This is a genomic window from Microbulbifer maximicatervae (SeqCode), assembly GCF_056232625.1.
This window is the reverse complement of the sequence record NZ_CP174324.1, coordinates 4662822-4689499: the sequence shown is the minus strand read 5'-3', so window position 1 is coordinate 4689499 and position 26678 is coordinate 4662822. Positions and strand designations below refer to the sequence as shown.

At 43.4% G+C, this 26678-nt stretch carries 11 protein-coding genes; 4 read left to right on the top strand and 7 right to left on the bottom strand.

The features are described 5' to 3' along the window. Positions 1-117: 117 nt before the first annotated feature. The 5 genes from ACJJI6_RS20395 to ACJJI6_RS20375 form a co-directional block, all read right to left on the bottom strand. The gene (locus ACJJI6_RS20395) at positions 118-1320 is read right to left on the bottom strand and encodes a serine hydrolase domain-containing protein (protein WP_475711903.1); all 1203 of its coding nucleotides are present in this window, start codon (positions 1318-1320) and stop codon (positions 118-120) included. 49 nt (positions 1321-1369) lie between these two features. After that, complete coding sequence (locus ACJJI6_RS20390) at positions 1370-2215, bottom strand: alpha/beta hydrolase (protein WP_475711902.1); 846 nt, start codon at positions 2213-2215, stop codon at positions 1370-1372. 530 nt (positions 2216-2745) lie between these two features. Beyond that, positions 2746-3300 carry a hypothetical protein gene (locus ACJJI6_RS20385; RefSeq protein WP_475711901.1) on the bottom strand — a complete coding sequence of 185 codons (555 nt, stop codon included), beginning with the start codon at positions 3298-3300 and terminating at the stop codon, positions 2746-2748. Next, positions 3300-13688: an RHS repeat-associated core domain-containing protein gene (locus ACJJI6_RS20380; RefSeq protein ID WP_475711900.1), complete on the bottom strand. Its 10389-nt coding sequence runs from the start codon at positions 13686-13688 to the stop codon at positions 3300-3302. Before ACJJI6_RS20380 ends, ACJJI6_RS20385 begins: the two co-directional genes overlap by 1 nt. Before the next feature lie 70 nt (positions 13689-13758). After that, on the bottom strand, positions 13759-16215 hold the full coding sequence (locus tag ACJJI6_RS20375) for a BamB-related PQQ repeat family beta-propellar protein (protein ID WP_475711899.1): 2457 nt from the start codon (positions 16213-16215) through the stop codon (positions 13759-13761). A 1284-nt stretch (positions 16216-17499) separates the two neighbouring features. Here ACJJI6_RS20375 and ACJJI6_RS20370 point away from each other — a divergent pair. Beyond that, positions 17500-19665 carry a winged helix-turn-helix domain-containing protein gene (locus ACJJI6_RS20370; protein ID WP_475711898.1) on the top strand — a complete coding sequence of 722 codons (2166 nt, stop codon included), beginning with the start codon at positions 17500-17502 and terminating at the stop codon, positions 19663-19665. A 140-nt stretch (positions 19666-19805) separates the two neighbouring features. Here the strand turns inward: ACJJI6_RS20370 and ACJJI6_RS20365 are convergent, their stop codons facing one another. Then, positions 19806-20729: a LysR family transcriptional regulator gene (locus ACJJI6_RS20365; protein ID WP_475711897.1), complete on the bottom strand. Its 924-nt coding sequence runs from the start codon at positions 20727-20729 to the stop codon at positions 19806-19808. 146 nt (positions 20730-20875) lie between these two features. Here ACJJI6_RS20365 and ACJJI6_RS20360 point away from each other — a divergent pair, with 146 nt between their 5' ends. Further along, complete coding sequence (locus tag ACJJI6_RS20360; protein WP_445355678.1) at positions 20876-22000, top strand: alkene reductase; 1125 nt, start codon at positions 20876-20878, stop codon at positions 21998-22000. Between the two features lie 324 nt (positions 22001-22324). Here the strand turns inward: ACJJI6_RS20360 and ACJJI6_RS20355 are convergent, their stop codons facing one another. Then, a complete protein-coding gene (locus tag ACJJI6_RS20355) occupies positions 22325-25174 on the bottom strand; it encodes an Ig-like domain-containing protein (RefSeq protein WP_445355677.1) in 2850 nt (949 codons plus the stop codon). Between the two features lie 638 nt (positions 25175-25812). Here ACJJI6_RS20355 and ACJJI6_RS20350 point away from each other — a divergent pair. Next, positions 25813-26172 (top strand): hypothetical protein, encoded by a 360-nt coding sequence (locus ACJJI6_RS20350; protein ID WP_444896112.1) that lies wholly within the window; start codon positions 25813-25815, stop codon positions 26170-26172. A gap of 113 nt (positions 26173-26285) precedes the next feature. Then, on the top strand, positions 26286-26666 hold the full coding sequence (locus ACJJI6_RS20345; protein ID WP_445355676.1) for a DUF5329 family protein: 381 nt from the start codon (positions 26286-26288) through the stop codon (positions 26664-26666). Positions 26667-26678: the final 12 nt, after the last annotated feature.

The window sequence follows — 26678 nt, the reverse complement described above, 5'->3', positions numbered from 1 at the left end:
AAATCCTGATGTAATCGAATAATCTGTCCAGTATTTAGAGCTTCCTTATTCCAAAGGCCCTAAATACTGGACAGAAAACTTTAACAGTGCTTAGGCAAGGTCAATAAATGTAACAATTTAGCCAGCTGTACCACTTAATGCAGAAGATACAAAAGCCGGCAAGATACGTTGTTCTATCAAAACCAGGGTTTTGTCATCATCTCTGTGGCCGGTGATCGCAATCACCAAATCAAGATCTTCAATGGAGATCACATACTGGCCACCACCGCCCCAGCCAAACTTTGCGATATATTTCTTGTTGCCAACCTTCAGAGGCGTTCGCCAGAAGAAGTAGCCGTATGAAAAATTGGTATAGTCAAACTCATCATCTGTGGGAACAGCCACTTTACCAGTAGCCTTGGCAATATACGCCTCCGGTATTAACTGGTGGCCGTTCCATTTTCCCTTATTAAGTACCAAAGTGCCCCACTTAACCATACTGCGCGATGTCATCATGGCTCTTGACCCTGCCTGGGGCACGCCGCTTACGGCCTCCTTCCAGTGATAGATATCTATCCCCATCTTTTCCAGTAGCTCTTCTTTTATAAAGTCGCTCGCAGAACCGGGAACTACGGCATCCAGAACCAACATTGCAATCATTGGGTCTGAGCCTTGATATAAATAAGTTTGCGAATCAAGAGTGATCGGCTTACTGTGAGTTAGATAGATTTGGGCCAGCTTTTTCCCGGTTAACTGCTCTTTGTTTTCCAGTAAGGCATCGAGTTTTTCCTCTGCAATACGGATTCCTGACTGCATGCTCATAGCATGATTCAGTGTCACAAGGTCTGCGCCTTTAACAAGCTGCTTCCTATCCAATCCTTTCAGGAAGGAAGTGACAGGCTTGTCCAAGTCTTCCATGGTCAAATAACCTAACTGTATCGCCCGCCCAATTGCCAGGGCTGTATAGGCCTTGGTGGCAGACGCTTGTGGGTGAGGAAAATTGACACGACCAAGGGAATAGTAGGATTCAAAAACCAGTTTGTTGTTTTGAGCAATTAGTAGGCTATCGTAAGGTGTATGTTGGTTATCAGCTATTTCTAGTGCCAGCTGTTGCAAACTCTCCTTGATTACATCTATCTCACCAACAGGAATACCGTCTTTTCTATCCGCTGGAGCTGTATCAATAAATGCTTTTTTAAGCTTTGGTATTGATCTCTCCAGGCCTGTGAGGTCACTACCATAGTCGGCCATATTTATTTCTGGAGCATGTAAGTCTCCTGCGCCCGCAGTGGCGCTTATGCCGTACATTAAGCCGATTTTGATTAGCTTTTTAATAATCATCTTTGAGCCCAAATTTATTTATAATTAATATGGTTCGATATTCCATTGATTAGTGTTTCAGCTTATCGGCAAGCCAATAGATACTGCGAACTGATGTCTTTGGGAATGCTGTAGTGTGATTCGCCGATTCAATAACCACCGGTTCCAGAGTTAAGTTAGCCAAGTTTTGGCCCTTTAACTCACTAACAAACTTTTCTACCGTAGCGCCGAGCTCCTTCTCTAATGCACCGTAAGCAATAAATACGTTTGTTTGCTTGGGTAGTTCCATCAATGGTTTGTTAGGCTCTGATTCAAGTCGGGAATCCATATAAGTGCCTATCAATCTTGATGGGCTACCGATAATGTAGTTTTGAAAAGTATCCGGTTGGCTTATTAAGGCATAAACCCCAAAGAGCCCCCCGAATGAGTAACCGAAATAAGTGCGGTTATCTGGATTCGCGCGGTAATTGCTTTCGATATACTTAATAACGTCATTTCTTATAAAGGCGAGATGCTGATGGGCCTCTCCTTTATAGGTTTTTTTATCTTTATTATCTGAGGGTAGTGCTGGCTTAAAGTCCCGATATCGACTCGACCATTCATTTTCATCAGCTGGCATATCTTTCTGCCAGCCAATACCCACCAAAATGGCACCTTCCAGTGCGTATTCAGTAGTGGCCGATAGTATTTCAACTGCCCATAAAGCATCTGTATAGTAAATAACTGGATGCTTTTTAGTATCACTCTCCTTATATTTCTCAGGCAGCTTAATAAACAGCTCGTATTCTCTGTTACTGCTGGAGTCCTGAATAGGTATTACTTGGATTGTGGATAACTCCAGGGCCTTATGCTCACCTGCTTCAAGGGCAGCGATAGGTAGCAACAGGAGAAAGGCGACTAGTAAACGCTTTTTCATATCAGTATTTATACCGTTACATGTGATCGGAGAAGCGCTCAATCTAAACAAGGAGCCAGTGAAACACCTGAAATGCTCCTGATTTTTGGATGAATTTACGCTGTTGGCATAAAGTCCTTATTTATCAATGGGTTACAAAGATCGCTTTAGATGTAATCAGGGTTTATGCTAGTATCGACGGCAAAGATTCAGCTCAAATTTGTTCAGGTCGATACATCAATGGCTTTACAATATTGGGTGGATGACTTCTTTATTGATTTATCCAGAAACCAGACCACCCGAAGTGAGTAATCGAGAGATACAATGCAATACAGGCTTGGAGGATATCGTCCAGGGCACGCACATAAGCTTGCGGACCTTAGACGCCGGCGAGCATATAAGGCACAGAAAGTGACCAATGGGGTATGGCAACAAATAGACACCCCGACTCAGAAAGAATTAAGTCCTCAGTAGACTGCGAGCTATTTATAGACACATACGGGTGTACCGTTTTATCATGAGAGGATCTATCAATTAATTTATTTACCTCATTAATGGTTCAAACTTTGGCATCGACTTATATCAAATTCTATTGCCGCAGCAATATTTTTAACCACTCGCTCTAGAGGAATTAAACTCCCAGAAAGCTCGTTAACAACTTCCCCATCCTTACTTTCCAAACTTGGATAAAATACGGGAATCGCAGGATAACTAGTCTCCGGGTCAAGCATAAAATAAGTAATACCACCTCGCGGCACAAACACATACGCATCACCGGAAAAATACTCCAAGTCAAACGCTAGCACGCGCTGATTCTTGAAAACAAAAATTAATTTATTTTTGTCAATACCATAGGCACGAATATCAGACCAATTAAAAACTTCCTCACCCTCTTCAGAGTTAGATTTTATTTTTTCTAATACATCAACTGTATACCAATAACCTCTAGAACCTTCCTCTCTGGTTACACTTTTTGTCTCTACGATACCGATAAACTTTGCGCCTTTAGAAGCTTTAACAAGTCCTAGGCAAAATACAGAGCCACTCGCTTCAGATCGCATAGAAATAAACACGACCAAAAAGAACAGAAAGAACAATTTATGCACTATAAATCCCTCCAGTTCGTAGAGGGCATTGACGGAGGCCTAGGGACATTTAACGCCTTGTATTTATTAACAGCTCTTTCTCCGTAGGAATTGGCTGTAATCTCGGAAATTATTCCTCTCGTATGTGCCACTTCATGGCCCACGGACAAAATTGCATGTTCGATACCGGATATAAGTCTAGTGCTAATCTCATACCCCTCGGGCCCAAACCTGGAACTCTCTAAGTGCGCAGCAGTTCCTGATCCCCGATAATAAACTGTCGAGTTGTCTTTTACATAAGTAAGCGCTCCAAAATGCTGTTCCCCAGCAGCCATTTCATCAAGACTTTGGACTTCGCGAATAGAACTTTTTATCACTCTTCCTCTACTATTCATTTTGCCCACGACATACTTATCTGAATATTCCCACTCATGCCCTTCCGGAACGTCTATTCCAAGTTTCTCAGCATTATCGTAGGCATATTGTATGTTTTCCTTTTCTTGAACTGGATCTATTTCTTCAGCAGGAGTTGACGGAAAACCTGCTCTAATATCCTCTTCTTGTAATGATCCCGCCTCAACCGCTATCGCAAACGCCACATAAGCCGCCCCATTCGCAAATTTTCCACCCGTTGCTTTGGACACGGTACCCGCAATAGTGATCCGTGCAACTGCCTTTCCAACATTGCCCCAACCACCGCCTGATTTCAGTTTTAAGCCAGGTGCACCAGCTGCACGAATACCTGCGCTTACGAACCCATGCCCAAATTTTCCACCTTGAAGGACACTGGTTATCCCTCCAACAACTCCCGAAGCAAGTGCTTGTGCCCCAGCATTATCAATGCCCGGAATAACCCCTTGGCTAATGGCTGTAAAAGCAGCGGCAGATACCCCCTGGATAACCCCAGCTTTAAGAGCATCCTTAAAGCTAGCCCCTTGCATCATGGCATCTACGAAGCCAGCGGCCCCCATTATTAGCCCAACCGCGTACCACTTAATACCCTCGGCTACAGCAAGATATAGCATTGCCCCCAGAGTAAATACAAAATATCCGCTGGGGTCGGTTGCATTTAAGGGGTTATTTCGAACGTAGCTATAGCGGTTAAACATTTGTGAATCTGTTGCCGCTTGTATAAAGGGATCTGCCTGTAAAAACCGGCCGAGTTTAGGATCATAAATCCGCCCATTCATATGAATCAGCCCAACTTGATCCAGCATTTCATGGCCGGTATAGCCTCGGGTAGTAATACCGGTATCGAAGCCACTCAACTCTTGCTCTAATAACACACTCCAATCAAGACCGTTTCTACGCTGCCCCCAAGCATCAAAGCTGTACAAGTGTTGGTTGCCAGCAGAAGACTCCGAAATTTCACCCAGGGAATTAGTAATTACGTCTAGTGAGCCCAAATGATCCTTATGTAGGTACTGGGTATCACGACTAGTGCCGCCCCCAGAGGATTCCACACTCATAGTCACCAATGTCCCACCAGGTAAGTAACGTTTTATTTCCCGGTCACCATTGGGTTTGGTTATTTTTTCTACACTACCGATATACCGAGTTTCTGTCACACCACCGCTACTATCACTATCCATACGTAAATAGCGACTGCGACTTGGGCCATACTTGAACTCAATGCTATGGCCATCCTTAGAAATATATTTAGGTTTATCAAACGTGGTATAGCGAATGGTTCTTCCATCGCCAGACTCCATATTTCCATTGGCGTCGTAGGTGTAATTAGTTTGAATTCCATCTCGGTTTGTCTGGCACAGTGCATGAGGGCCAGAAACCTGAGCACAACGGGAATCATCGCCATAATAGTAGTCACCAACATCAGACTTATTGGTGATATTACCGAGGATATCGTACTGTACTGTTTGCGCTGTGCGGCCGGTAATCTGAGCGCTTTTTAATCGGTTAAGGCCATCGTAATCAAAGTCCTCAAATAAATCCTTACTTCCCGACTGATCATGGCGGTAATCTAAGTTTCCAAGACTGTCCCAGGCATAGGTTTGATCCTGAATCTCGAATATTCCACCTGAAAGAGCGGCTTGGTGTAAAAGCCGTCCAGTTGCCGGATCATAAGTTCGCGAGGTTTCCACGCCATTACCATTTTGGTACTTGGTAACGTTCCCCCGTTCATCCATTTCCTGTATAGAGTAGAACTTCTGTGCAGATGCCAGGTTGATACTCTCACCATCGACAACCTCTTTTAGGTAACCGAAGTCGTTATAACGACTTTCAATAGCACTGGATCGCCAGGTTCCGTCACCACCAGCATCAAATTGCTGGAAGGGCCGACCATGGGCATCGTAGGTTGTTTTCTCATAGTGATCATCGCCAGTATTAAGGATATCAAATGTCGTCACCTGATCACTGGGACGGCCAAAGTGATCATATCCATAGATTTTTGCGTAACCAGAAATACTGTCTATAACATACTCGAGAGCTCCAGGAGGAACATTATTCCAGTCAGAGCCATTGTTGTAAGTCCAGGTAGTTTCTCCCTCTATACAGGAAATATCATTGCAAGAATCGTTAAGGTAATCTTTACGATGAGTTTGGCGGCCAAGAAGATCGTATTCATTTATGGTCAATTGCCCTTTAGCATCCTTTTGCCAAGTCAGCTCCCCAAAACCATTGTACCCATATTGCCAGTACCCTTTATCTGGATCTCGCATTTCAGTCTTGCGGCCCAATAAATCATATTTAATCTCGGTAATCAGATTATAGGGATCAGACGGAGATCCCAATTTGTGTACATAGCGCAGATTCCCCTGAGCATCATACTGATACTCCAATCGCCCACCCAGGTTATCCACTACTGTTGTCAACTCACCAATAGCATTCTTGGTTTCGGTTTTGCTTTGCCCTTCAGGGTTAAGGGAAGTTGTGGTATAGCCGTGATAGTCAATATATAAATCATGACCAGTTCCATTGTTACTACTAATACCTGGAAGATCTGTCCCAACTAATCGACCGAGTAAGTCATAGGTCATCTTTGTCCAATATTTTATTCCACTTCCAGCCTTGTATGGCTCAGATTTATGCTCCACCAAACCACGAGCATTATATTCGGTATCACTATAAACCCACTGTCCATCAAAGCCGATTGCTCCGCTGCGTGTCTCTCGCGCTAACTTATCAAAGCAAGTAATCGCGCTGGCCCCTCCTCCCGCAGTGACAGCCTGTTGATATACGCTACCAGCAGGACAATGTTGTGAGGCCGCAGACAAAAGAGTAATGGTGCTCGCACCGGTAGGACTATAGTCGAGGTATTGTCGCCCGAAAGTATCATATTCCAGAATATTCGAGTGCTCACTACCAATCAATGCCATACCTTGAACTTGAGTCGGTAGACCCAACTGATTCCGTGAGAGAACTTTAGTGGTAATTTGACCCAAGCTATTTTCTTCACGATCAAGATAACGACCTCGGTTATCTCTATAATACACGTGAGTGCTACGTTTTGGCTCATCGACAACACTCCTCTCAACAATATCTTTATTGCCAAAATTGTCATAATCGTAGTGGGCAACAACCTCAAATACAGGATCGCCAGGTTCTATGATTTCATCTTTGAGCAGACCGGTTCGATGGTCCGAAGAATCGTAATAGCTAAAGCTACTGATACGTGTTGCTGTCTCCTGCCCCACCCCAGTTATTGATCTTGAATGCTCTACCGTGGTTTTAGTTAAGCGGCCCAACTCTGCATAGCTATTCAAAACGCGGTCAGTATTTAGAAAACTGAATGTACCCGGTCCGTAGTCATTAGCTGTTGCTGTAACGAAGCGATCTCCGTTTTCAGATTCAATGGTCACATTGATTTGCAGTGGGTTACCATAATCGTCATAGTTACTATCGGAAGTAACAGTCTTTAGTAATGCTCCCTGACTACTGCCCCCATTCTCTAAAGCGTAGGATTTTTCCACACTTGTTGTAAGAACAGGCTGCAAAGACCCTAAATGAGCGGTACCCTTTTCCCGTGCAAGGTCTCCCCAATCATTCTGCCAATTTTTTAGATTCCAGCTATTAAATGACTCACTGAGAAGAATATCATTACCACTATTCGGTACCTTAACCTCGGTACGCTTGGGATATCCAGTAAACGGGAAGTCCTGTTCGTAATAGGTGATTGTTTCTACACCTGTCTGTTCATCCACTGTACGCAACTGGGCAAAGCCAAGTAAACCGCGTCCTCCAGCCTGCATTTTGGCCTGCGCATAGTAATAACTGATACTACTTTGCGCATAGATATCATCGTGTGTAGGAGCATCACTGTTTACGCGAGTAACAACAAACATAGGCCCCATTAGTTCAAGAGTAGGTGAGAGCTTGCCCAGCCGCTGATCCCCTTCCCATTGATCGTTAAGGGCAGAGTAAAAGCTTTCAGTATCTGCTACTGTAAATTGTCCGCACCAGTTTAAATCAACTCTCTCCTCATAGAAGCAGCGGTCTTCAGTGGTCGATCCCACAGCTAGTCGAGCATAGTGACCACTATTACTTAAGGAACCATAATTAATATCAGTTTCTGCACCCAGGCCATTGGTAATTTTTTCAATGACATTTACAGGTACGCGCACATCTGTGGCTGGATAGAAATAGGCTCTATTATCTTCAATTCTCAAATAGTCAGTAACACCATCACTATTCATATCTACAAACATATGAGCTTCTGGACTATAGGATGTCTGGCGAATGGCATAGGCATTAGAAAACTTCTGATTGATACTCCACCAGCGCCTCACATAAAGCTTAAAAGCATTTGTGTCATGCCAAACTAAATCTAGTGAACCATCATTATCATAATCAAACCATTGCAGCTGTGCATTTGCAGGCATTTCACCGAGGCTAACCTGTGATTTATATCCCTGGCCAGTGCCCAATCTATAATCATATTCCGCAACTTTAGCGTCTGGTGATCCAATTCTATGTTCAAGTATAAGATCAGAAATATTGTCACCATTAATGTCTACAGATTTCACTTTGTGTAGCAAATCGTAGTGGCGATCAATTGAAGTTGCATTAAATTCGCGATTTTTTGACCTAAAGTTACTAGCATCCTGTGAAAAATCTAGCAATTTGCCCTGACTAACAAGTGAATATCCTAACTCATCGTTCCCTTCTACGATCACCTGATAGATTCGATTCTCCTGGCTCTGGAATGTTGTTCCTGGCCCACTTAATCGGGTAACTTTTGTATCTATTAATATGAAATCCTGTCGACCGTCTCCATTGAAATCCCCCATTGCTTGAGGATCAATATATCGCTCAACTGTTTCATTAGCCCCTAGCTGCCAAGATTCCAAACCAACTAAAGATAATGATTTGAAGCTCCCGAAATGGTAGTACTTACTAGATGAGGATTCTTCAGAGGGATTATGAACCAACGGATAAAATCCCCTAGCAGAAACGGCATCAATAAGACCATCACTATTAATATCCACAAAACGGAGATTTTCATCAGTTAACCCAGTTAAATCTGATGCTGGGCCATTGAGGTGCCAATTACCACTGCCATCTGGAGTGCTTATTACTATACGCCATTGGTTAACATGACTCGCATAATAGACCAGATCAACACGTCCATCAGCATTGTAATCCAATAACTCCCATCGGAAGGGGTTTCGTACATTTGCGTCATCTTGAAGAACTACACGTTCAGAACCAAATCCATCCTCTGTGGCAAGTACATACTTAAATATCTGATAGTCAATTTTATTTTTATCATCCCAATCTGGTTCTAGCCAAATTAGATCTAAACGACCATCTCCATTTATATCTGCTGGCCTTGTTCCGATTGCAGTTCGATCAATCTGCGAGCTCAGTAATACCTCATCTTTGGGATCTCCGGCAAAACTACCTGGCACAGGTAATCGCCAGTCGAACTTAGTGTAGGGCTGGCAAACACTGTAACCACAAATTCGAATCCTTTCTAAACGACTGGCCAGATCTCTTGGGTCATCCAGGTAATCGAGTTCGTAACTATGTACTTCCTGTAAACTGCTATCGATACGGTTGTAAACATTAATTCGAGTCAACAACTGAGTGTTTTCAAGTAAATATCCCGCAAGATATCCACTTATAGGATCCGTGCGGTTTACGTATTCGAACTCTACCTTAGCACCAGCACTACTGCCAGGACCCGTATAGCCGTATGAAATCTCGCGAATACGGTGCCCACCACCTAGTTCATAGGCAAATTCTATATGATTACCAACGCTATCTTCTCTACGACTTATATTCCAGGAAAGTGTATTCGAACCAAGCTGTTGCTGAGATTTATTGCCCAGCCCATAGTAGCTGATCGAACCGTCCTTACGTTCTACCGTGAAGTAGGCTGGATGTCCAAGAGAACCGCCTCGCGCAACCACTCGAACAAAGCTGTCTATCTCCGTTTTGTAGATGCTCTCAGGAGAACCATAGCTGCCAGATACAACTATCAGTCTCTGGCCATCCAAACAGAAACGGTCTTGATCACTCCAAGTAATAGGTTTGGCTTGACCATCCTGAGTCAATGTCTGGTGGCAGCGGCTAATGGCAGACAGCCCACCAATAGTCCAACCATGTCCTAGCAGCCCATTTCCGTTTTGGCTTGAGTAATTGAGTGATAGGTCGGGGGAAACTCCCGCGGTGCCTAGTGGCAGGCTTAGTGGTACTTGATACGTTGCTGCGCCCGACTCACTTACGCGGAACTGTCCTGGAAGGCTGCCAATTTCTTCGGAGTTGACGATGTCACTATTGGGCACCACAGGCATTTCTGCGGGTGCCGGGGGGGTATTAGTAACTCCGTAGTAGCATAGATTAGCACAGGGGTCTATATTGGCATTGAAGGCTTGCAGGTTGGAAATACCGTCTCCATCAGCATCTGTATCTCCGCTTTCGGTCTCAATATCCCCAAAAAATAGAATTTCCCAGTAGTCCGGTAAACCGTCATCGTCACAGTCAGTAGTTTCAGGCGTTCCATCTGGGTCATCGCAATCAAACACAGCCCAGGAATAATCTTGGGTATAAAAGTAATCAAAGGAGTTTCGTAATACCGAATAAGTAGCTTGCACATAAGCTTCAGACTGAGCAAAGGCCAATGCCACCTCAGCAGGACGCATTCCACCATCCATTGCATCAAGTAAACTACCGCGGGTATAAGTAGTTCCATTGAAAATAAATGCCGGCTGATCCATACCTGGAAAAGCGCGATTATAAAGTTCGTCTACAAAAGCTTCATTAGATATAAAGGGAGGGAAATTGGATTTTCCGGTATCAGATTCCAGGAAAGCTTCGGCTACCTCCTGTGGACTGGCTCCATTCAATAATGCGTAAGTCCAAAACGTGAGTACATCTCTAGATAGTGGTAATGGAGGTTGTAGTAGTAACCGGTATATTCTTGCGGTTATTAGATATTCTGGTTCATTGACATCTGCCGGTTGCCAGTTGAGGTTATCAATAGCATCCTTGAGTAAGGAGTTATCCATACTCTCCCAGCTGAGCTGATCTACCCCGAGGATTCCACGTCCCAAAGCATAAACTTGATCACTGCCAACGGTAGTGTAATAAAGGATTCCATTGCCCGCCAACACCGGTGATTCTGCAATACCGGCACCCGCATTATAGGTCCACCGAATTGCACCGTTTTCAGCTTGAACTGAATAAACAAAGCCGTCCATGCTACCGAGATAGATATTCCGGTCTTCATCTTGTACTACAGAAGCATATATATCTCCACCTGTTACTAAACGCCACTTTTGTAGACCAGAAGAACTTAATGCGTAGAGGCTGTCATCGAGTGAACCTACATAGATATGGCCGCTAACTGCGTCTATCGCCGGGGTTGCTTTAACCAAATCCTCTGTAGCAAAGGGCCACCCAAGTACCGTCGAGCCATCTTCAGGGTTAACAGCATATACTTTGTTACCTGAGCCAACATAAATTATTCCGTCAGCTCCTACAGCTGGTCCTGACTCGATTCTACTTAATCTTTCTACGTTATCATTAGCAAAAATGTCAATTCCTGCGCGTGCGCCATTAGCATTTTCTGCTGACACACGGATGCCTTGATCTGAAAGAGCCAGCTCCATAGCATCATCTAACACGATAGTCGCGTATGTTGCTGGTTCCTGGTTAGAGGGAGAAGTCCAAGTAATTTGCGGACTGCCAGCCGGATAGACTTGCTGATCTCCGCTTTTACGATCAGTTAAGGTAATTACTGTATCGGGATCTATACCATTGCCTTGTAACTGTATAGTGCTATCACTAGGTATACCGTTATATAAAACAGGCGACAACACATCGACGCTGACATATTCTCCATTACTACAGCTGTGCTCGGCGTTGCAAGCTTGAACCTGATAACTGTAAGTACCTGGATCAAGATTTTGTAATGAAAACGAAGGTTCGAATCCAGCATCTTCAGAATGAGAAACTCGCCTTAATTCAACCCATGAATTAGGAGATTCAATGCCCCCATCTTTCCCAAATACTCGGTAATCCTGAGGTTTATATCCGGTGGTTATTGGATCCCACTTTAAAGTATGACTTCCGGTGAAATCGAAATTGTTCAGATTAGGATCAATTAAAAAATTCGTAGGTGTTAAGGGCGCATACTGTACCCACTGAATTGTAAATATTGGACTCCAATTATCGTCATCACCACTACATCCAACGTCATGTCTACAGGCGCCCACTCTATATTGATACGTTCCATGAGATAGTGGAGGAATCAAAACTGAGAGAGATTCTGGAGGATTGTGCCATGTTGAGTCAGTAAAACTACCATTCACGCCTTCTTGAAGAACATAAAAATCAGCATCTGCAACTGGGTTCCATGTAATAGTAAAACTAGCACCAGTAATTGCATCACCATTGTCGACAGGAAATACATCCCCTTCCAAGGTCATCCCTGTTAGAGATAAGCTTGTGGGTGGCTCTGGAGGATTTAAGTGAGTGACCGGTTTCGGCTGTAGGTAACTTTCAGCCTCGCCACCTTCATTATCCTTGGCACGGACACCAAAAATAATTGAATCTCCTGAAGGTATAGGAACATTCCATGGCTGTGGCCGTTCCCAGACTTGAAACTGCCCCTGATCACCAACGTAAACACCAGCACCAACTTCAGCCCCATCAACTAAAAATGTTACTTCGGTGATGTCCTCGTTTCCATCCGGGTCTTGTACCAAAGCCCGTAAATTTAGAGGACTCCCTTCAATAATTTCAGAGGGAAGCGAATCTTCATCAATTAATACGATTGGATCAGAATTTTCGGCAACAGTAAGAGTATGACCGGTAATCTCCGAAACATAACCATATATATCCGTGACTTTCAGCGTTAATGTGCCTGACCCAACTACATTAAAGCGTGGGTTCAGATAAAAACAAGAGGTGTCCCCAGAACAATCCCCGGTACCAACATCAGCTTGGCCGAGATCAGCACCTCCATAATAGAAATTGGCTGAACTAATACCGTTAGGATCTGTAGCGGTAGCCCGAAGTGTTCTAATAGTGCCAGGCCTGATTGTTATGGATTCTGTTGGGTCTAGAAACTGACCAGAAGCGTCAACGTTTTTAGGAATATGAATAGACTTTATATTACTAAATGCATCGTTACACGTTAGCTGATTACAAGCCTTTACTTTATAATCATAGGTGCGGTTATTTTCACGCGGATTACCACTCGTTGAGAATTTACGATCTGAAGTGTTTGGGTCCTGCCCATCTATCCATGCCCAATCTTGAATAATAGAACCATCTGAATCCTTAACTCTTTCTTGAATTTTATAATAGGTTATATCTCCTGTCGGAAGAGACCACTCGATGGTATATACACCATCTAAGTCATAATTAGCTGTCGGTTTGCTAATTGTAGGCGTGCCAGGCTCATCTGGCAGCTCCATAATTTTCACATCTGAGTAAATAATATAGGCAGTACGACCCGTACGGTCATTCCAACGATGCATTCTAGCTTTATAAAAGTGGGTTCCACCTGTTTTCTCAATATCTATTGATTGATAGATACTCATACCACTTGAAATTACAGACCAAGTTTCATTATCTGTACTTTCATAAATTTTATAATCTGGCCAGTCATACATACCCAAATCTGGATCATCAAGATCCATAATTACTTTATATTTTCCGTCCTTTGAAACTGGGGCATCATCAATGGTCAAAGTCAAAGTTGCAGATAAAGCGGCATTACACTGAAAAACGATGAGAAACCCAGGTATGAACTTGACAAGAAAACTAAAGCTCTTTGAGGTATTAACTAATATACCCCTAACCCTTGTGATGAAATTCAGACACACTATAGAAAACTTACAAAACAACAATACTCTCAGAATCGTTTGCAACATTAGAAACAGATATTTACGCATCCGAGCAACTAAAAAATCGCCAACATTTATTGTTGTTTTCACAATCATTTTCCCAGCATAATCTTTTAATAGTAAGAAAGAATCACTTATCTATACTAATGGTAACCAGCTACTACTTATCCGCTAAATTTTTTACCCACAAAATATTGCCTGCCGTATTTGAATCTGAATCACCAATACCATTAACTTTAGAACTTATACTATTAACCCCAACACCGGCATCTAAAGCCAGAATACTTCCAGCAGACGTAGAAACAATTAGATTAGAACCGCTAATTACTGGCTTAGACAAAATCTCAGGTTTATCAGGAAGCTCAACCTCCCAAATTACATCCCCGTTTATACGGTTAACCGCGTAGACATACCCTGATATAGTTACTGCATATACTCGACTAGAGTCTTCGTCTACCAAGGTTGAAGCTACTACAGCTCCCGTTGTATCCAGCTTCCAGAGGATATTTTTATCTGGTGAAAGAGCGTAAACCCTACCGTTCCCACCGCCCCTATTTACTCCAACAATAACCATGCCATCCATAACATTTGTTTTACCAAAAGCAACACCAAAATCATCGATAGACCACGCTACCTGCCCATTAGGTGATACTTTGTAGAAGCGTCCATCAAAGGCGCCCACATAAGAATTTCCATTATTATCCACGGATAGGGAACTTATAATTTCATCCTGAATTGGCCTAGACCCACTTTCCCAAAGCACCGGTGGAGATTCAGCATCAATCGCTACATCCACTAATTTACTTTGCTCACCAGCAGGGCCAATAGCTGTTAGTGTGAATTGGGTATTTAAATCTATAGGTAGCTCTAAACTTCCACTCTCTGGCAGGTCATCGATAGGATCCGTACCTGTATTTGTTTCAAGCAAAATTGACTCAGCACCCTGTACTTGCCAGCGCAACTCGATTTTCTGACCTTTTTCAGAAACAGAGGAAGGAGAAGCTTCAAATTGGTTTATTACCACTTGTGGGAAACTTGTAACATCATTGGGATCTGTACCGGCGTCCAGCTCTTCATTGTCACTCACACCATCATTATCACTATCCAACTGTGACAAAGCGCAACCGTCACTATTTGATTCTTCTTTAATTGGTGTATCGCTACAGAGGTCCAGATAGTCGGCAATATTGTCGCCATCTGTATCCACACTTACATTAATTAAAACCTGCTGCTCATTTCCCGCAAAATCAAGTATTTTCGCTTGTATAGGTACGGCACTGGAAGTTGGCAGAGAAGAAACCAAATTGCATGAAGCCGTATCTCTATCTATCTCGCAGTCAGGAATAATTACGCCATTAACTGACACCTCCAGACTGCTCTGATCTAATCCAAAATTATCATTTAGAAGAATACGGACTTGAGGCAAGGCATCATTCAGCAAGGCATCGCTGCTGGGTGAGATAAATGCGAGTTCTGGTGCCGTCTGATCGATATTAACAATCTCTTGCCATTGTGTGACATTACCTGCTTCATCTTCAATGGCTAAATTTATTATTTGGTTCTGTCCATCGGTAAGAATAGTTTCGTCCTCTGGGCAAAACACCACACCGCTTAAATTATCCTGACAACTATATGTAAAAGTTACTGGCCCCTTATACCATCCAGCCCCATTTATCTGTATCGATGCTTGACTAGTAATAACTGGAGGAGTTCTATCAATATTTAAAATTGTTGTAGATACTGTTTCATTTCCGGCCCTATCTCGGACTATAGCATCGTATTCTTGATTGCTTCCCTCACCTGTAACAAGGATTTGCTCATTGCATTTATCCACCCCGCTCAGTTGATCCAAGCAGTCAAAGCTCAAAATGACGTCAGTGTTATGCCAACCCTTTAAGTTTGCGGAGGGTAGGATTGTCTTTTCGATAGCGGGTACAACAGTATCTAAATTAATAGTTACTTCCGTACTACTTGTATTTCCAACATAATCTGTTGCTGAACCGGTTACTACCTGATTATCGCCGTCTTGTTCTACCGTTACTGGATCAGAGCAGGTTTCTACCCCAACATCATCAGTACAGGTAAATGAAACTGTGACAGGAGAGTTATTCCATCCGTGGTCATTGGCAACTGGATTGACTGATGCTTCAATGATTGGTGCTATAGAATCTACAAGCTTAAACTGAACAATGTACATTGCATTTTCATAGGCAGCTATATCCAACTCTATTATATTTTCTTCCACCAAAGGAACTGCATCAATCCTTATAAAATTCCTTGGATCATTATTTTCCCAACTAAGTATCTCACTCCCATTTACTTCAATTGATCCACTTGGGGACAATAATTGATGAAGAGTTGCTCCGTCACGATATACCGTAAGTTCATAGTTTCCAGCTACCGGAGCTGAAAAATTATACTGTTCACTTTTTGGACCCTGAGGATCTGCTATAAGCTGGTAGCTATAAATAAGTATGGATTCAGCATGGACCCTAGGGAAGGAAACAAAGAGAAAAATGAAACTAACGGAGAGGTAACACAAAATATTTTTAAACCGTGAAAAACCACACACGCTCAAAAAAAGTAATTTCGTACCACTTACACGAGATCGCAGCATCATTAATTTCCAGAGTTATTTCTTCAGGCTCTAGCAGCCCTGACTATTTACTTTTAAATTATTCACACGCCTGACAGCTTAAGCAACATTTAATTTAACCCTCTGTAATTTTTTGGCGCGCATATGAACACAACCAAATAAAGCAACATAAAAAACATTAAAAAAACATAACAACCTAAAACCAGGTCACACTTTACTTATTTATCACAGTGGAACTATCGTTTAAATTAAACCTAAAAAATCGATAAAAATTAACTAAGAAAACTCAGCTACACTTACACTCTCATTCAGAATTATTGTGGAAAAGTGACAGTTTTTCTGTAAAAGTCACATTCCCATAGAAGTAGAAGTAGAAGTAGAAGTAGAAGTAGAAGTAGAAGTAGAAGTAGAAGTAGAAGTAGAAGTAGAAGTAGAAGTAGGAGCTCAGCCAAACTAAAAAAGTTAGCGCCGGCAAGAACATACCAAATGATTGCAGACATATAATTCAAACGCAGAACACAAACACATTTAATATATATCCCCACAAAAACCCACAAAACAATCAATTTTTACCTAAATTTTAAAATATCCACACTTAAGAAAATAGAAATCAGAACCAATACAAGCTAAGTATTGTATTTAGCGAGTTAGAAAACATGATATCTAACCAGCGACATTCTATTTACTATTAGAGTTTCACTTTCAAGATTGTCATTGAATTCTTCTATCCACCAAACCCTATTTGAAGAGAGCTTTCACTGTAAGGGCATTTCCTACCAACATCTGCCGCTCCTAACAGAACAACAAATCAGAACTTAAAGGAGATAATTCTTGTGAGTAACATGTCAGGTCATCTGATTCAATTCTCGGCAATCTCTGACCATCCAAGCCTATAAACAAAAGAGGGAGATAGTTCATTCGTGACTTAAAGTAGTCAGCCAGACCTCATTTGTAAAAAAATAGATGATTTAAAGAAATATAAACTTAGTTGGTGACATCTAAGAATCGCAGCTTAATTCTCTCAAGACTGATTTTGATTTAATTACTATAGAAAGCTGGGATCACCCTACCACTTTTTATACAAAGCTAGCATTTCCAGGCCTGAATACTCAGCTAATTGCCTCTTCACAATTTTGCTGTCATTGGATACCGGCCCTAAATGAAGCAATCAACTAGCACAGGACACCTTCACTTAAAAGCGACAGATTGTTAATAAGTCACAAAACTCAATTTAGACCTAATACAGGGTTGTGATAGTATCGAACACAAAAATACAGATCAAATTTTGCTCAGGTAGATATATTAATGGCTTTACAATATTGGGTGGGTGACTTCTTTGTTGATTTATCCAGAAACCAGATCACCCGAAGTGAGCAATCGCAAACTATCCCCCCAAAAGCCCTTGCTGTCTTAACCCACTTGGCAAAGCATCAGCGAAAAGTGGTGAGCCAGGATGAGCTACTGTCTGAAGTTTGGCCCGATACAATAGTCACACCAAATACGCTGCAAAGAAGTATTGCGCAACTTAGAAAAGCCTTGGGCGAGGATCGAAAGCAGCAATCTTATATTAGAACTCACGCCAAACAGGGTTATAGCTTGGAATGCGATATTGTTTGGCAAGATGATGATTCTATTCCACAAGATAACACAGCACCGAAAGAAGAAGCTCCCTCCCCTTCTTCCCCCAAGCCGGAAATAGATATAAAACCGGTTAATCCAAGCCACCAAACCCAGACTATCAAACCAAATCGATTTCCAATATTTGCACTTGTCGGATTGGTATTATTAGTATTTGTTATATTTAAATACTCTCCGCCCGAGCAAAAATCTCAGCTTGTATTTGATCGATTACAGGCAGTAACCGCAACTGACCGCAAAGAATTTAGCCCCTCTTATTCGCCAGATGGTGAATATATTATTTTTAATCGTTATCTAGATAAGCTCTGTGTTAATAAAATATGGGCCAGAAATATTCGTACCCAGAAGGAGACGGAATTAACTCCAGAATGGGGTACTTATGGCCGCCATACACTATCACCAGATGGCAAGAAACTGGTATTTATATCTGAAGAAGACTGCACCATACCGCTAACCCAGAATACCTGTTACAACCTGGTAAGTCTGGATTTTCAAAAGGCATTAGTCAGCCCACAGCAGCCAAATGTATTAATGCGCTGTAAGAACTCGGCCATTAAGAACCCGGTATGGTTAAATAACAATAATCTCGCTATTTTGCATAAAGAGACCAACCGTTGGCGGTTGATCAACTATTCAGTCAGGGATAATACCAGTCGAGTCCTTTATGATCTGGAGAATGGAAATCTGGCCTACTTTGATTACTCAATTACTGATGGGTTAATAGCTGTAACCAGCCATCACCAAGATGGCCAGCTTTATATCGATATGCTGGATTCCAAAGGGGCGCTTTTATCCAGCCACCCGATAGACTATCCGGATGAAATCCCTCAGCGCAGGACTATATCCCCTAACTTTTCGCCGCTTAAAGATGAGTTAATCTTCAGCACAGGGCGACGACTCTTCTCTCTCACTTATGATGGAAAGGTCAGTAAGCTTGATTTGCCTTTGGATCAATCTGCCAGCACACCCGATTTTCACCCAAATGGGCAGAGGGCACTTCTGATTAAGGGCCGATACGATAGTGATATTGCATCAATACCGCTTAACCAACCCGAGTCCATCGATACGCCTTCGAACGAAGATGTCAGCGAACTCTACCCAAGCACAACACGGTCGATTTTGGGAGAGGATGATGGCGTTTTCCAACCCAATGGCAACTTGATTGCGTTTACCTCCAGGCGCTCTGGTGAAGATCAGGTATGGATAACTGATGGCAGCGATTTACGGCAAGTCAGCCAGTTTCCAATGGATACCAATATCTACGGTATTAGCTGGTCTGCCGACGGCCAAAGTATACTGGCGAGTGCCAATCAGATACTAACTAAAATCTCCCTGGACGGTAGCAGAGAAGCCTTCTCACTAGCCCATCCAGTTGACCGACTATTCCAGTGGGATAGTGTGAGTAACCTCGCGCTGTTAACTTTAACGGTTAAAGGCGTTACAAAGTTTACAGAAGTAAACCTGGATAACCTTGAAGTTAGCATTATCAACGATACCCAAGTTAACTGGGCCCAACGAAGCGAGGATGGCCGACTGATCTATATGGACCATATGAACCGCTTCTGGCAGCCCGGCCCAGCGGAAGATCAGCTAATCGAAGAGCTAATTCATCAGGGCAGTGAGAAAAGGTTTGTAATCAAAGAGAATGTGATTTACTCAATCAATCGAGATGATCAGTTATGGTCATACGATCTCGACACCGGTAACTTTTCTATTTTGAGAGCAGTGCATAGAGATATCGATTACTTGACTGATATTAATCAGGAAGACCTAATGATTACCTATGTTGTTGCTGCTAAAAAAGAAGTTGCTGAGTTATTCTTACGGGAATAGAAATACAGCCTGTTTCAGTTTTCAAAAATAAGATGGTTCGCTATAAACCATCTTATTTTCCCACTGCGATTTAATTCTAAATATTATTCTTTTGTATACTTCTAACGCTCTATACAGGAGCCTATTAGTTACCCAAGAGGCTACTTAAAAAGTTTCATCAGCTGTTCAACCATCCACATATGAAGCTGGCTATGGTTAGATCGACTATGCCATGCTGCTATAACCTCAAATTTTGGTGTTTGCGTCTCCAACTTAAGGGGAATAACTTTTTTATTGGGTAGAAGTCTTGAGGGGTAGAACGCAATTGTGTCTGTCGCAGCAATAATATCTGGGGCAGCAGAGAAGCTGGGTATCGACATAACAATATTGCGTTTTAGCCCCTGCATCGCAAACCACTCATCGTGTGATCCTTTGAGGTTTGCCCGTGACGGTGAAATGATCAGTTGCGGAAGCTCGGCCACGTCTGCCAACGTTAATGACTTACCCTTCAGCGGAGACTTTTTTCCCGCTATACAGACATGTTGCTCCTCAAATAACAGTTTGTATGGCAGATCATCCGGAATAAAATCAGGAAAGGTGAGCGCTAAGTCGATCTCACCAGCCACCATTAACTGATTGAGATTATCTGTTTCAAAGTCCCTGACGATAACTTTAAGTTCCGGGGCAGATTTACGGACGACCTCTAATAGCTGGGGCAGTACCGATTGAATCGCGTAATCCGTGGCACTAATACTAAAAATCCCTTTATAAGTTGCCGGGTCAAACGCTATTGGAGTTAGCAGTGACTCTACATCCTTCAAAATGCTACTGATCCTGCCTCCCAGCTGCTCAGCAACAGGGGTGGGCACCATACCGTTGCCTTGCCGGATAAACAGCCGGTCATCAAACACTTCTCTCAGCTTACGCAACTGTTCGCTTATCGCTTGCTGGGTTAACCCCACCTTTTCAGCTACCCGGGATAGGTTTCTCTCTTGAAGCAGTGCTTCCAGTATACGTAGCTGTTTTAGGTCCAGGCGGCTTATACCATTCATATTTGTAACTAAGACAAAGAGTAGTTGTTTCAAATTGTATCCTTGCACCTCTAGTATTCCCACCATCACAAGGCACAGCCAAAACTCGCTGGGGCTATTCAGTTGCCCTTATCACTGCTGCTTTTTACCTGTGTCTTTTCAAACACTCACTGCAGTCAGTTTTAAACAGGAAGGTCATTATGAAAAACGAGTCACTATTCAGTGAGATCAACCTGGGCCCTTACACCCTAAAAAATCGTATTGTTCTGCCACCGCTGACCCGATCACGCAGTAGCCAGCCTGGTAATATTGCCAATGACTTGATGGCTAACTATTACTCACAGCGTGCTGGTGCTGGGTTTATGGTTACAGAAGGCACACAAATCGAACCAAGAGGCCAAGGCTACGCTTGGACACCTGGAATCTATTCAAAGGAACAGATCGAAGGCTGGAAAAAAGTGACCAAAGCCGTACACGATCAAGGCGGTATCATCTTTGCCCAGCTCTGGCATGTTGGGCGTGTATCCCACACTACATTACAGCCTGAAAATGCAGCGCCCGTTGCGCCATCTGCTATCCGTGCAGACGCAGTTAAGGTATTTATCGAGACAGGTCCAGGACAAGGCGCCCTGGCTGAACCCAGTGAGCCTCGTGCGCTGACAACAAAGGAAGTTAAAGAACTGGTTCAACTCTATGCCCAGGCCGCTCGCAACGCCATGGAAGCTGGCTTTGATGGTGTTGAGCTACACTGTGCCAACGGTTACCTTGTGAACCAGTTTATTTCAGAACATACCAATCATCGCGATGATGAGTATGGTGGTAGTTTGGAAAACCGCCTGCGTTTCCTTAAAGAAATTGTTGCGGCGGTATCAAAAGAAGTCGGCAGCGAACTGCTCGGTGTTCGGTTTGCACCGCTTTTCGAAAGTACCGATGAGGACAGAGTCTACCTTGGGCTGGTGGAGAGTGATCCCCATAAGACCTATATCGAAGCTATTAAGCTGCTAAATGAAGCTGGAATTGCCTATCTGTCACTGGCTGAGGCGGATTGGGATAATGCACCGGATTTGCCTGAGAATTTCTATCGAGAAGTACGTGAAATCTTTAGCGGGCGCATCATGTATGCAGGAAAGTATTCCCCCGAAAAAGCCTTGCGGGTGCTTGACGCAGGTAATGGAGATATCTTTGGATTTGGCCGACCTTTTATTGCCAACCCGGATCTTCCCACGCGTATTCGTAATGAATGGCCACTCAATCAGGTTGACGCGGAAACTATGTATGGCGGCACCGAAGTGGGATATACGGACTACCCTCTATACCAGCCGTGATCTGGTGAAGGTTGGGCTCGTTCATTATGAACTGCTAGCTGTAAGTGGCATTTCTATAAATATTTCTAAAGTCTATCAGCGCTAGTCAAAAGGCATAAGCGCTTATTGATTAGAAATAGATAGCCTCAGAGAATTCTATTTTCTGGGGCTTCTTTTATTGAGCTACTGTAGAACTATTTATTGCAGTTTTTTAAAGGACTTGCCATTCAAGCAAGGCCTACAATACCGATCCAGAATCATCTCGTAATTCCAACACCTGGCATACAAGCCTCGCAATTCGATGTAAAGATACCGGGCCCCTTTCATTTGGGACCCGGTAGGCTCCTATTTGGAAGCCAGTGCGCGTTGGCCAGAACGCAAGTCAATAACGACAACTCCTTGCACGCCATTCGAGCCACCATCGTAGGCAAAGAGGCGGCGGCCTTCTGTGTCAATGGCCATGGAGGAGAGGCTCTCCACTTCAATTCCGTCACCACGGCAGTCGCTATCACAACCCTTGCCACTAGATAGAATTGACTGTGAAAAGTCGTCCATATCAATGGCTACTAAACTTCCGCTATTAGTGCCGACCAAAAGGCGGTTGCCAATAGTGTCCAGGACAATATCATTAGGGATCTTATTATTACTACCGCCATGCACTGACGAGGCGAAAGTGTTCCTGTCACCAGTAGTCAAGTCTACTTCCCAGATAGCACCGGTTCCTGACTCACTGACACCGGTACCCAGGTCTACTTGCCAGTCTATGCCACTAGTACCTGAATCACTTACAAAGACGCGGTTATTCGCGAGATCTAGCGCTAAGCCTTTGGCGGAGTCAAAGAAGGTTCCTGTGCCGGTATCATTAGCGGAGATAACTTCCCTATCGCCACTATCAAGATCTACGCTTACTAACCCTGTATCCTGTAGCAAAACCATGCGATTGTTAGTAGCATCCAACTCCATGGCTTCTACGCCACCGGAGAACGCAGGGCCTTCACCAATACCAGATGCAGATATACTCTCGAATTCACCACTTTCCAAATCAAGCTTAATTAATTCATCGCTGCTCTCATCGAATATATAGGCATATTGACCTGAGTCATCCGGAACAATCGCAGACGGTCGAACACGAGCTGAAGCGGGCGGAATAAATTCAGCCGCAATGGTGCGATTGCCGTTTTGTAAATCTATTTCCGCCGCTATGGAACTATCTATAACAACAGTCAATAACCGATCAGTCTCACGGTTATAGCTTATATTGTTCCAAACATAGCTGGGGCCCGTACCAACATGATTGGAGGAAATTTCTGTACGATCTCCCGTATTGATATCGACAGACATAATTACCGGGTCGAAGAGAATTCCGGACACCAGAAGGCTATCGCTACCGCCCCCTTGACTAATTGATTGGGGGTTTACAAGCCGCAATCCTTCTCCCTTAGTCCAGTCAGTCACAACTGTGCGATCACCGGTAGATATGTCAACTTGCAGGATATTCTGAACCTGACCGTTGGCAACATAAATCTTGCCATTGTCAACATCGACGATTAAACCCTTTGGTTGTGACACGGGTTCACCGCTGCCGATACCATTACCACTTATTGTTGTTCTATCACCGCTTGCAATATCTATCCTATGTATAGAATCTGTGCTGTCGTCACCCACGTAAAGCTGCCCATTTGGCTCATCTAGCGCAATGCCCTTTGGATGTATCATGTCAGCGCCAGCGCCAATCGGGGACGATGAATTAGAACTGGATATCACGGAGTAGCCTCCATTCAGCAGGTCAAATTCAATAATTTCTCCATACGATCCCTGTGCTCTTGTGGCGTAAGCAATACCTCCATAGCTAGTCAATGCCAATGAAGTGAGATCTGCCGGAACCCATGTGGACAATTGCGTGCGGTTACCGGTTGTCCGTTGTACAGAGTAGATGCTCCCGTCCCCATTCAATACGACAAAGTAGTCATCAGCTGGATCGGCGCGCACCATGGGGAATTTTTGTACCATATCGATTGGATTCAGAGATGGACCCGACCCAACCGATGGCCCAGAAATTACTCGGCGCGTATATGTAAAATCTACCTCAAATATCATATTCAAGCCGGTATCAGCGAAATACCGACTCCCATATAAATTGTCGTAGGACACCCCCACTGGCCAATGGATTAAATGCTCATTCTTGACAGAGTGAGAACTTTGAACCGTTTCGCCCGAGACGAACTCGGCTGAAAGACTATAAGAATCGCGACCTTTATCAACCGTGCTATCGAGATACCAAATTGACGAGGACGTTGCATCCATAATCGGCGACTGATTATCGATCGTGATGCTAGACAATTGCTCGGTAGTATTTTCACCACTTTCCAGGTCTAAGACCCTGGTAGTAAGAGCGAGGTTGGAAAGCTTCCCTCCCATATTGGCACCACCAGTGGGGAAAACCATACGAGCGGAAGGTATAACTAGATCAGTCACAGACACTTGTAGCGTAAGCTGGTTGACGATCCCTTCACTATCAGCAGCGCTGATTGATAGCTGATAATAATTATCTTTGTCACTATCCGCAGGAGACTCAAAATCTGGAGCAGTGTTAAAGCTAAGTTCACCGCTAGCAGAATCAATAGAAAACAATGCCGTATCAGCATCGTCGTTCAATGAAAATGTGACCTCATCTCCATCTGGGTCCTGGGCCGTAGCGGTGTAAAAAATTCCGCTTACACCTTCTTCGACTGTAACTTCAGTTGCAGATGAAAACTCGGGAGCGCCATCGTTGACATTAGTAACTGTTACCACAATTTCCTGGCTCGCCTGACCTCCGTTGCCATCGCTAGCCTCAATTACCACCTGGTAGATATTATCTCCATCTGCGTCGGCAGGATTCTCGAAGTCTGGAGCAAAACCAAAGCGCAACTGGTTACCGTTATCTATCAGAAAACGGGACTGGTCTTCTCCGCCGATAGTGTTGTAACTAATGCTGTCTCCATCGGCATCACTAGCGGATAGTGTAAGCAAAATACCGGTACTATTTTCCTCCGTAGTGACTTCACTTGCAGAGACAAACTCAGGGGCGCTATTAGTTGAACCACCACCCGAACCACCTTCATTCGAACTGCCACCGCCGCCTCCACCTCCACCTCCGCAAGCTGCAATTGAAATGATAGAGCTGAGGCACAAAACTTTCTTAAAGCTGCTCACTATATGATCTCCCCAAGAGTTTTTAACAAATTTTTTTGTTGAACTTTTATGGGGCGCAACTTTAGCAAAGAAATTATGGACAAAATAAGGATCTTTGTGGATTTTACACCCAGATCGTACCAAATAGATTGGTGACCAATCATTCACTGTATAGACCTTTGAACAAAGTGACCCTAGAAGTTAAGTAGTAATTCCTTGTTATCATTTTTATTAATAACTAGGGTGAAAAAACCTTTTTGATCTCCCCAGGAATTTTAAAGAAAAGACTAGAAACTCAATACCTACGCAGGTCAGTAACCTTTGACTCGGAATTGTCAATAGAACAAACGAATGTCGAAATTTGAGTAGAAGGCAATAAGTTCAATAAGCCAGGAACCATTCCATAATACTAGTTATGGAAAAACCACTAAGAACCACTTCCAGAGTTAGTTCCTAGCGAGCAAGCTCTATCTTGAATGTATTTTTATCAACCGATTTGAACAATATGCAATCAGCCCTGACTGATTATCAACTACAATTCGAGTTCTGTTACGACTCAATACGGCCGCTCATGTAGAATGATCCTCTAGACTTCTGAACGGTAGGCTTACCGTTCTATTAAGGGTTAAACACTACAATTTCAAGAGCCTAAAGAAGAAATGAACAAATTCTTAACCATTATTGCAATAGCCTTGGCCACCACTTCCTGTATGAAGCTCGAGGTACAGCCTAGCAACGTGATCGGGGATACTGTAGATGCGGGTAAAGAGGCGTTCCAAAGCATCAAAAGAAGCCGTAATGGTGAAGAAGAGAGAAACTTCTCTCACAAAATCAGCTACGACCCAGCTATCTCTAATGCAATCAACATCACCAACTGTAAGAAGGAAATGATGGAGGTGATCTCTGCCTCTGAACTTACGGTCTCCCAAATTTTGACTGAATCCTCTGAAATTGTTGGAGAGGAAGCTAGCAAGAGCGTACAGTGCACTGCAAAAGTGATAGTCACTAAGAACACTTAAAGCACCAGGCTGCTGGCCTTGGTATAAGTTCTGGTATAGAGCTCCTCTTGACTCTATACCAGTTCTTGGCCCGCTAATGCCCCCCTGATACTCCACAGCCAAGTAATGGGAAAATGATTAAAAGTCTCTCAACTTTACTTACTATTATCTCGCTAAGTATGTCCTCCATCCTGGCTCAGGCAGATACTCCTATCAACGAAATAAACCACCTAATGGAGTTTGTCTCTGCTTCAGAGTGTACCTTTATCCGCAACGATAGTGAGCACACCAGCCAGGAAGCAGTGGAGCATATGGAGAAGAAATATAAGTATTTCTCCAACAAAATTGATAGCGCGGAGGATTTTATTAGGCTAAGTGCAACCAAGAGCACCTTTAGTGGCAAGCCCTACCATATTAAGTGTGCCGAAAAGCCTAAAGAAGTATCCCAGCAGTGGCTTTTAGATGAACTGGCACGCTATCGTGACTCAGTTAAGTTAACGCCTGATAATACTTAGACCATTAATAGC

What these genes read in the sequence shown, in the direction of transcription:
- ACJJI6_RS20375 (WP_475711899.1), bottom strand. Translation starts at nt 16,215, where the DNA reads ATGCTGCGATCTCGTGTAAGTGGTACGAAATTACTTTTTTTGAGCGTG.
- ACJJI6_RS20350 (WP_444896112.1), top strand. Translation starts at nt 25,813, where the DNA reads ATGAACAAATTCTTAACCATTATTGCAATAGCCTTGGCCACCACTTCC.
- ACJJI6_RS20345 (WP_445355676.1), top strand. Translation starts at nt 26,286, where the DNA reads ATGATTAAAAGTCTCTCAACTTTACTTACTATTATCTCGCTAAGTATG.
- ACJJI6_RS20395 (WP_475711903.1), bottom strand. Translation starts at nt 1,320, where the DNA reads ATGATTATTAAAAAGCTAATCAAAATCGGCTTAATGTACGGCATAAGC.
- ACJJI6_RS20370 (WP_475711898.1), top strand. Translation starts at nt 17,500, where the DNA reads ATGGCTTTACAATATTGGGTGGGTGACTTCTTTGTTGATTTATCCAGA.
- ACJJI6_RS20390 (WP_475711902.1), bottom strand. Translation starts at nt 2,215, where the DNA reads ATGAAAAAGCGTTTACTAGTCGCCTTTCTCCTGTTGCTACCTATCGCT.
- ACJJI6_RS20360 (WP_445355678.1), top strand. Translation starts at nt 20,876, where the DNA reads ATGAAAAACGAGTCACTATTCAGTGAGATCAACCTGGGCCCTTACACC.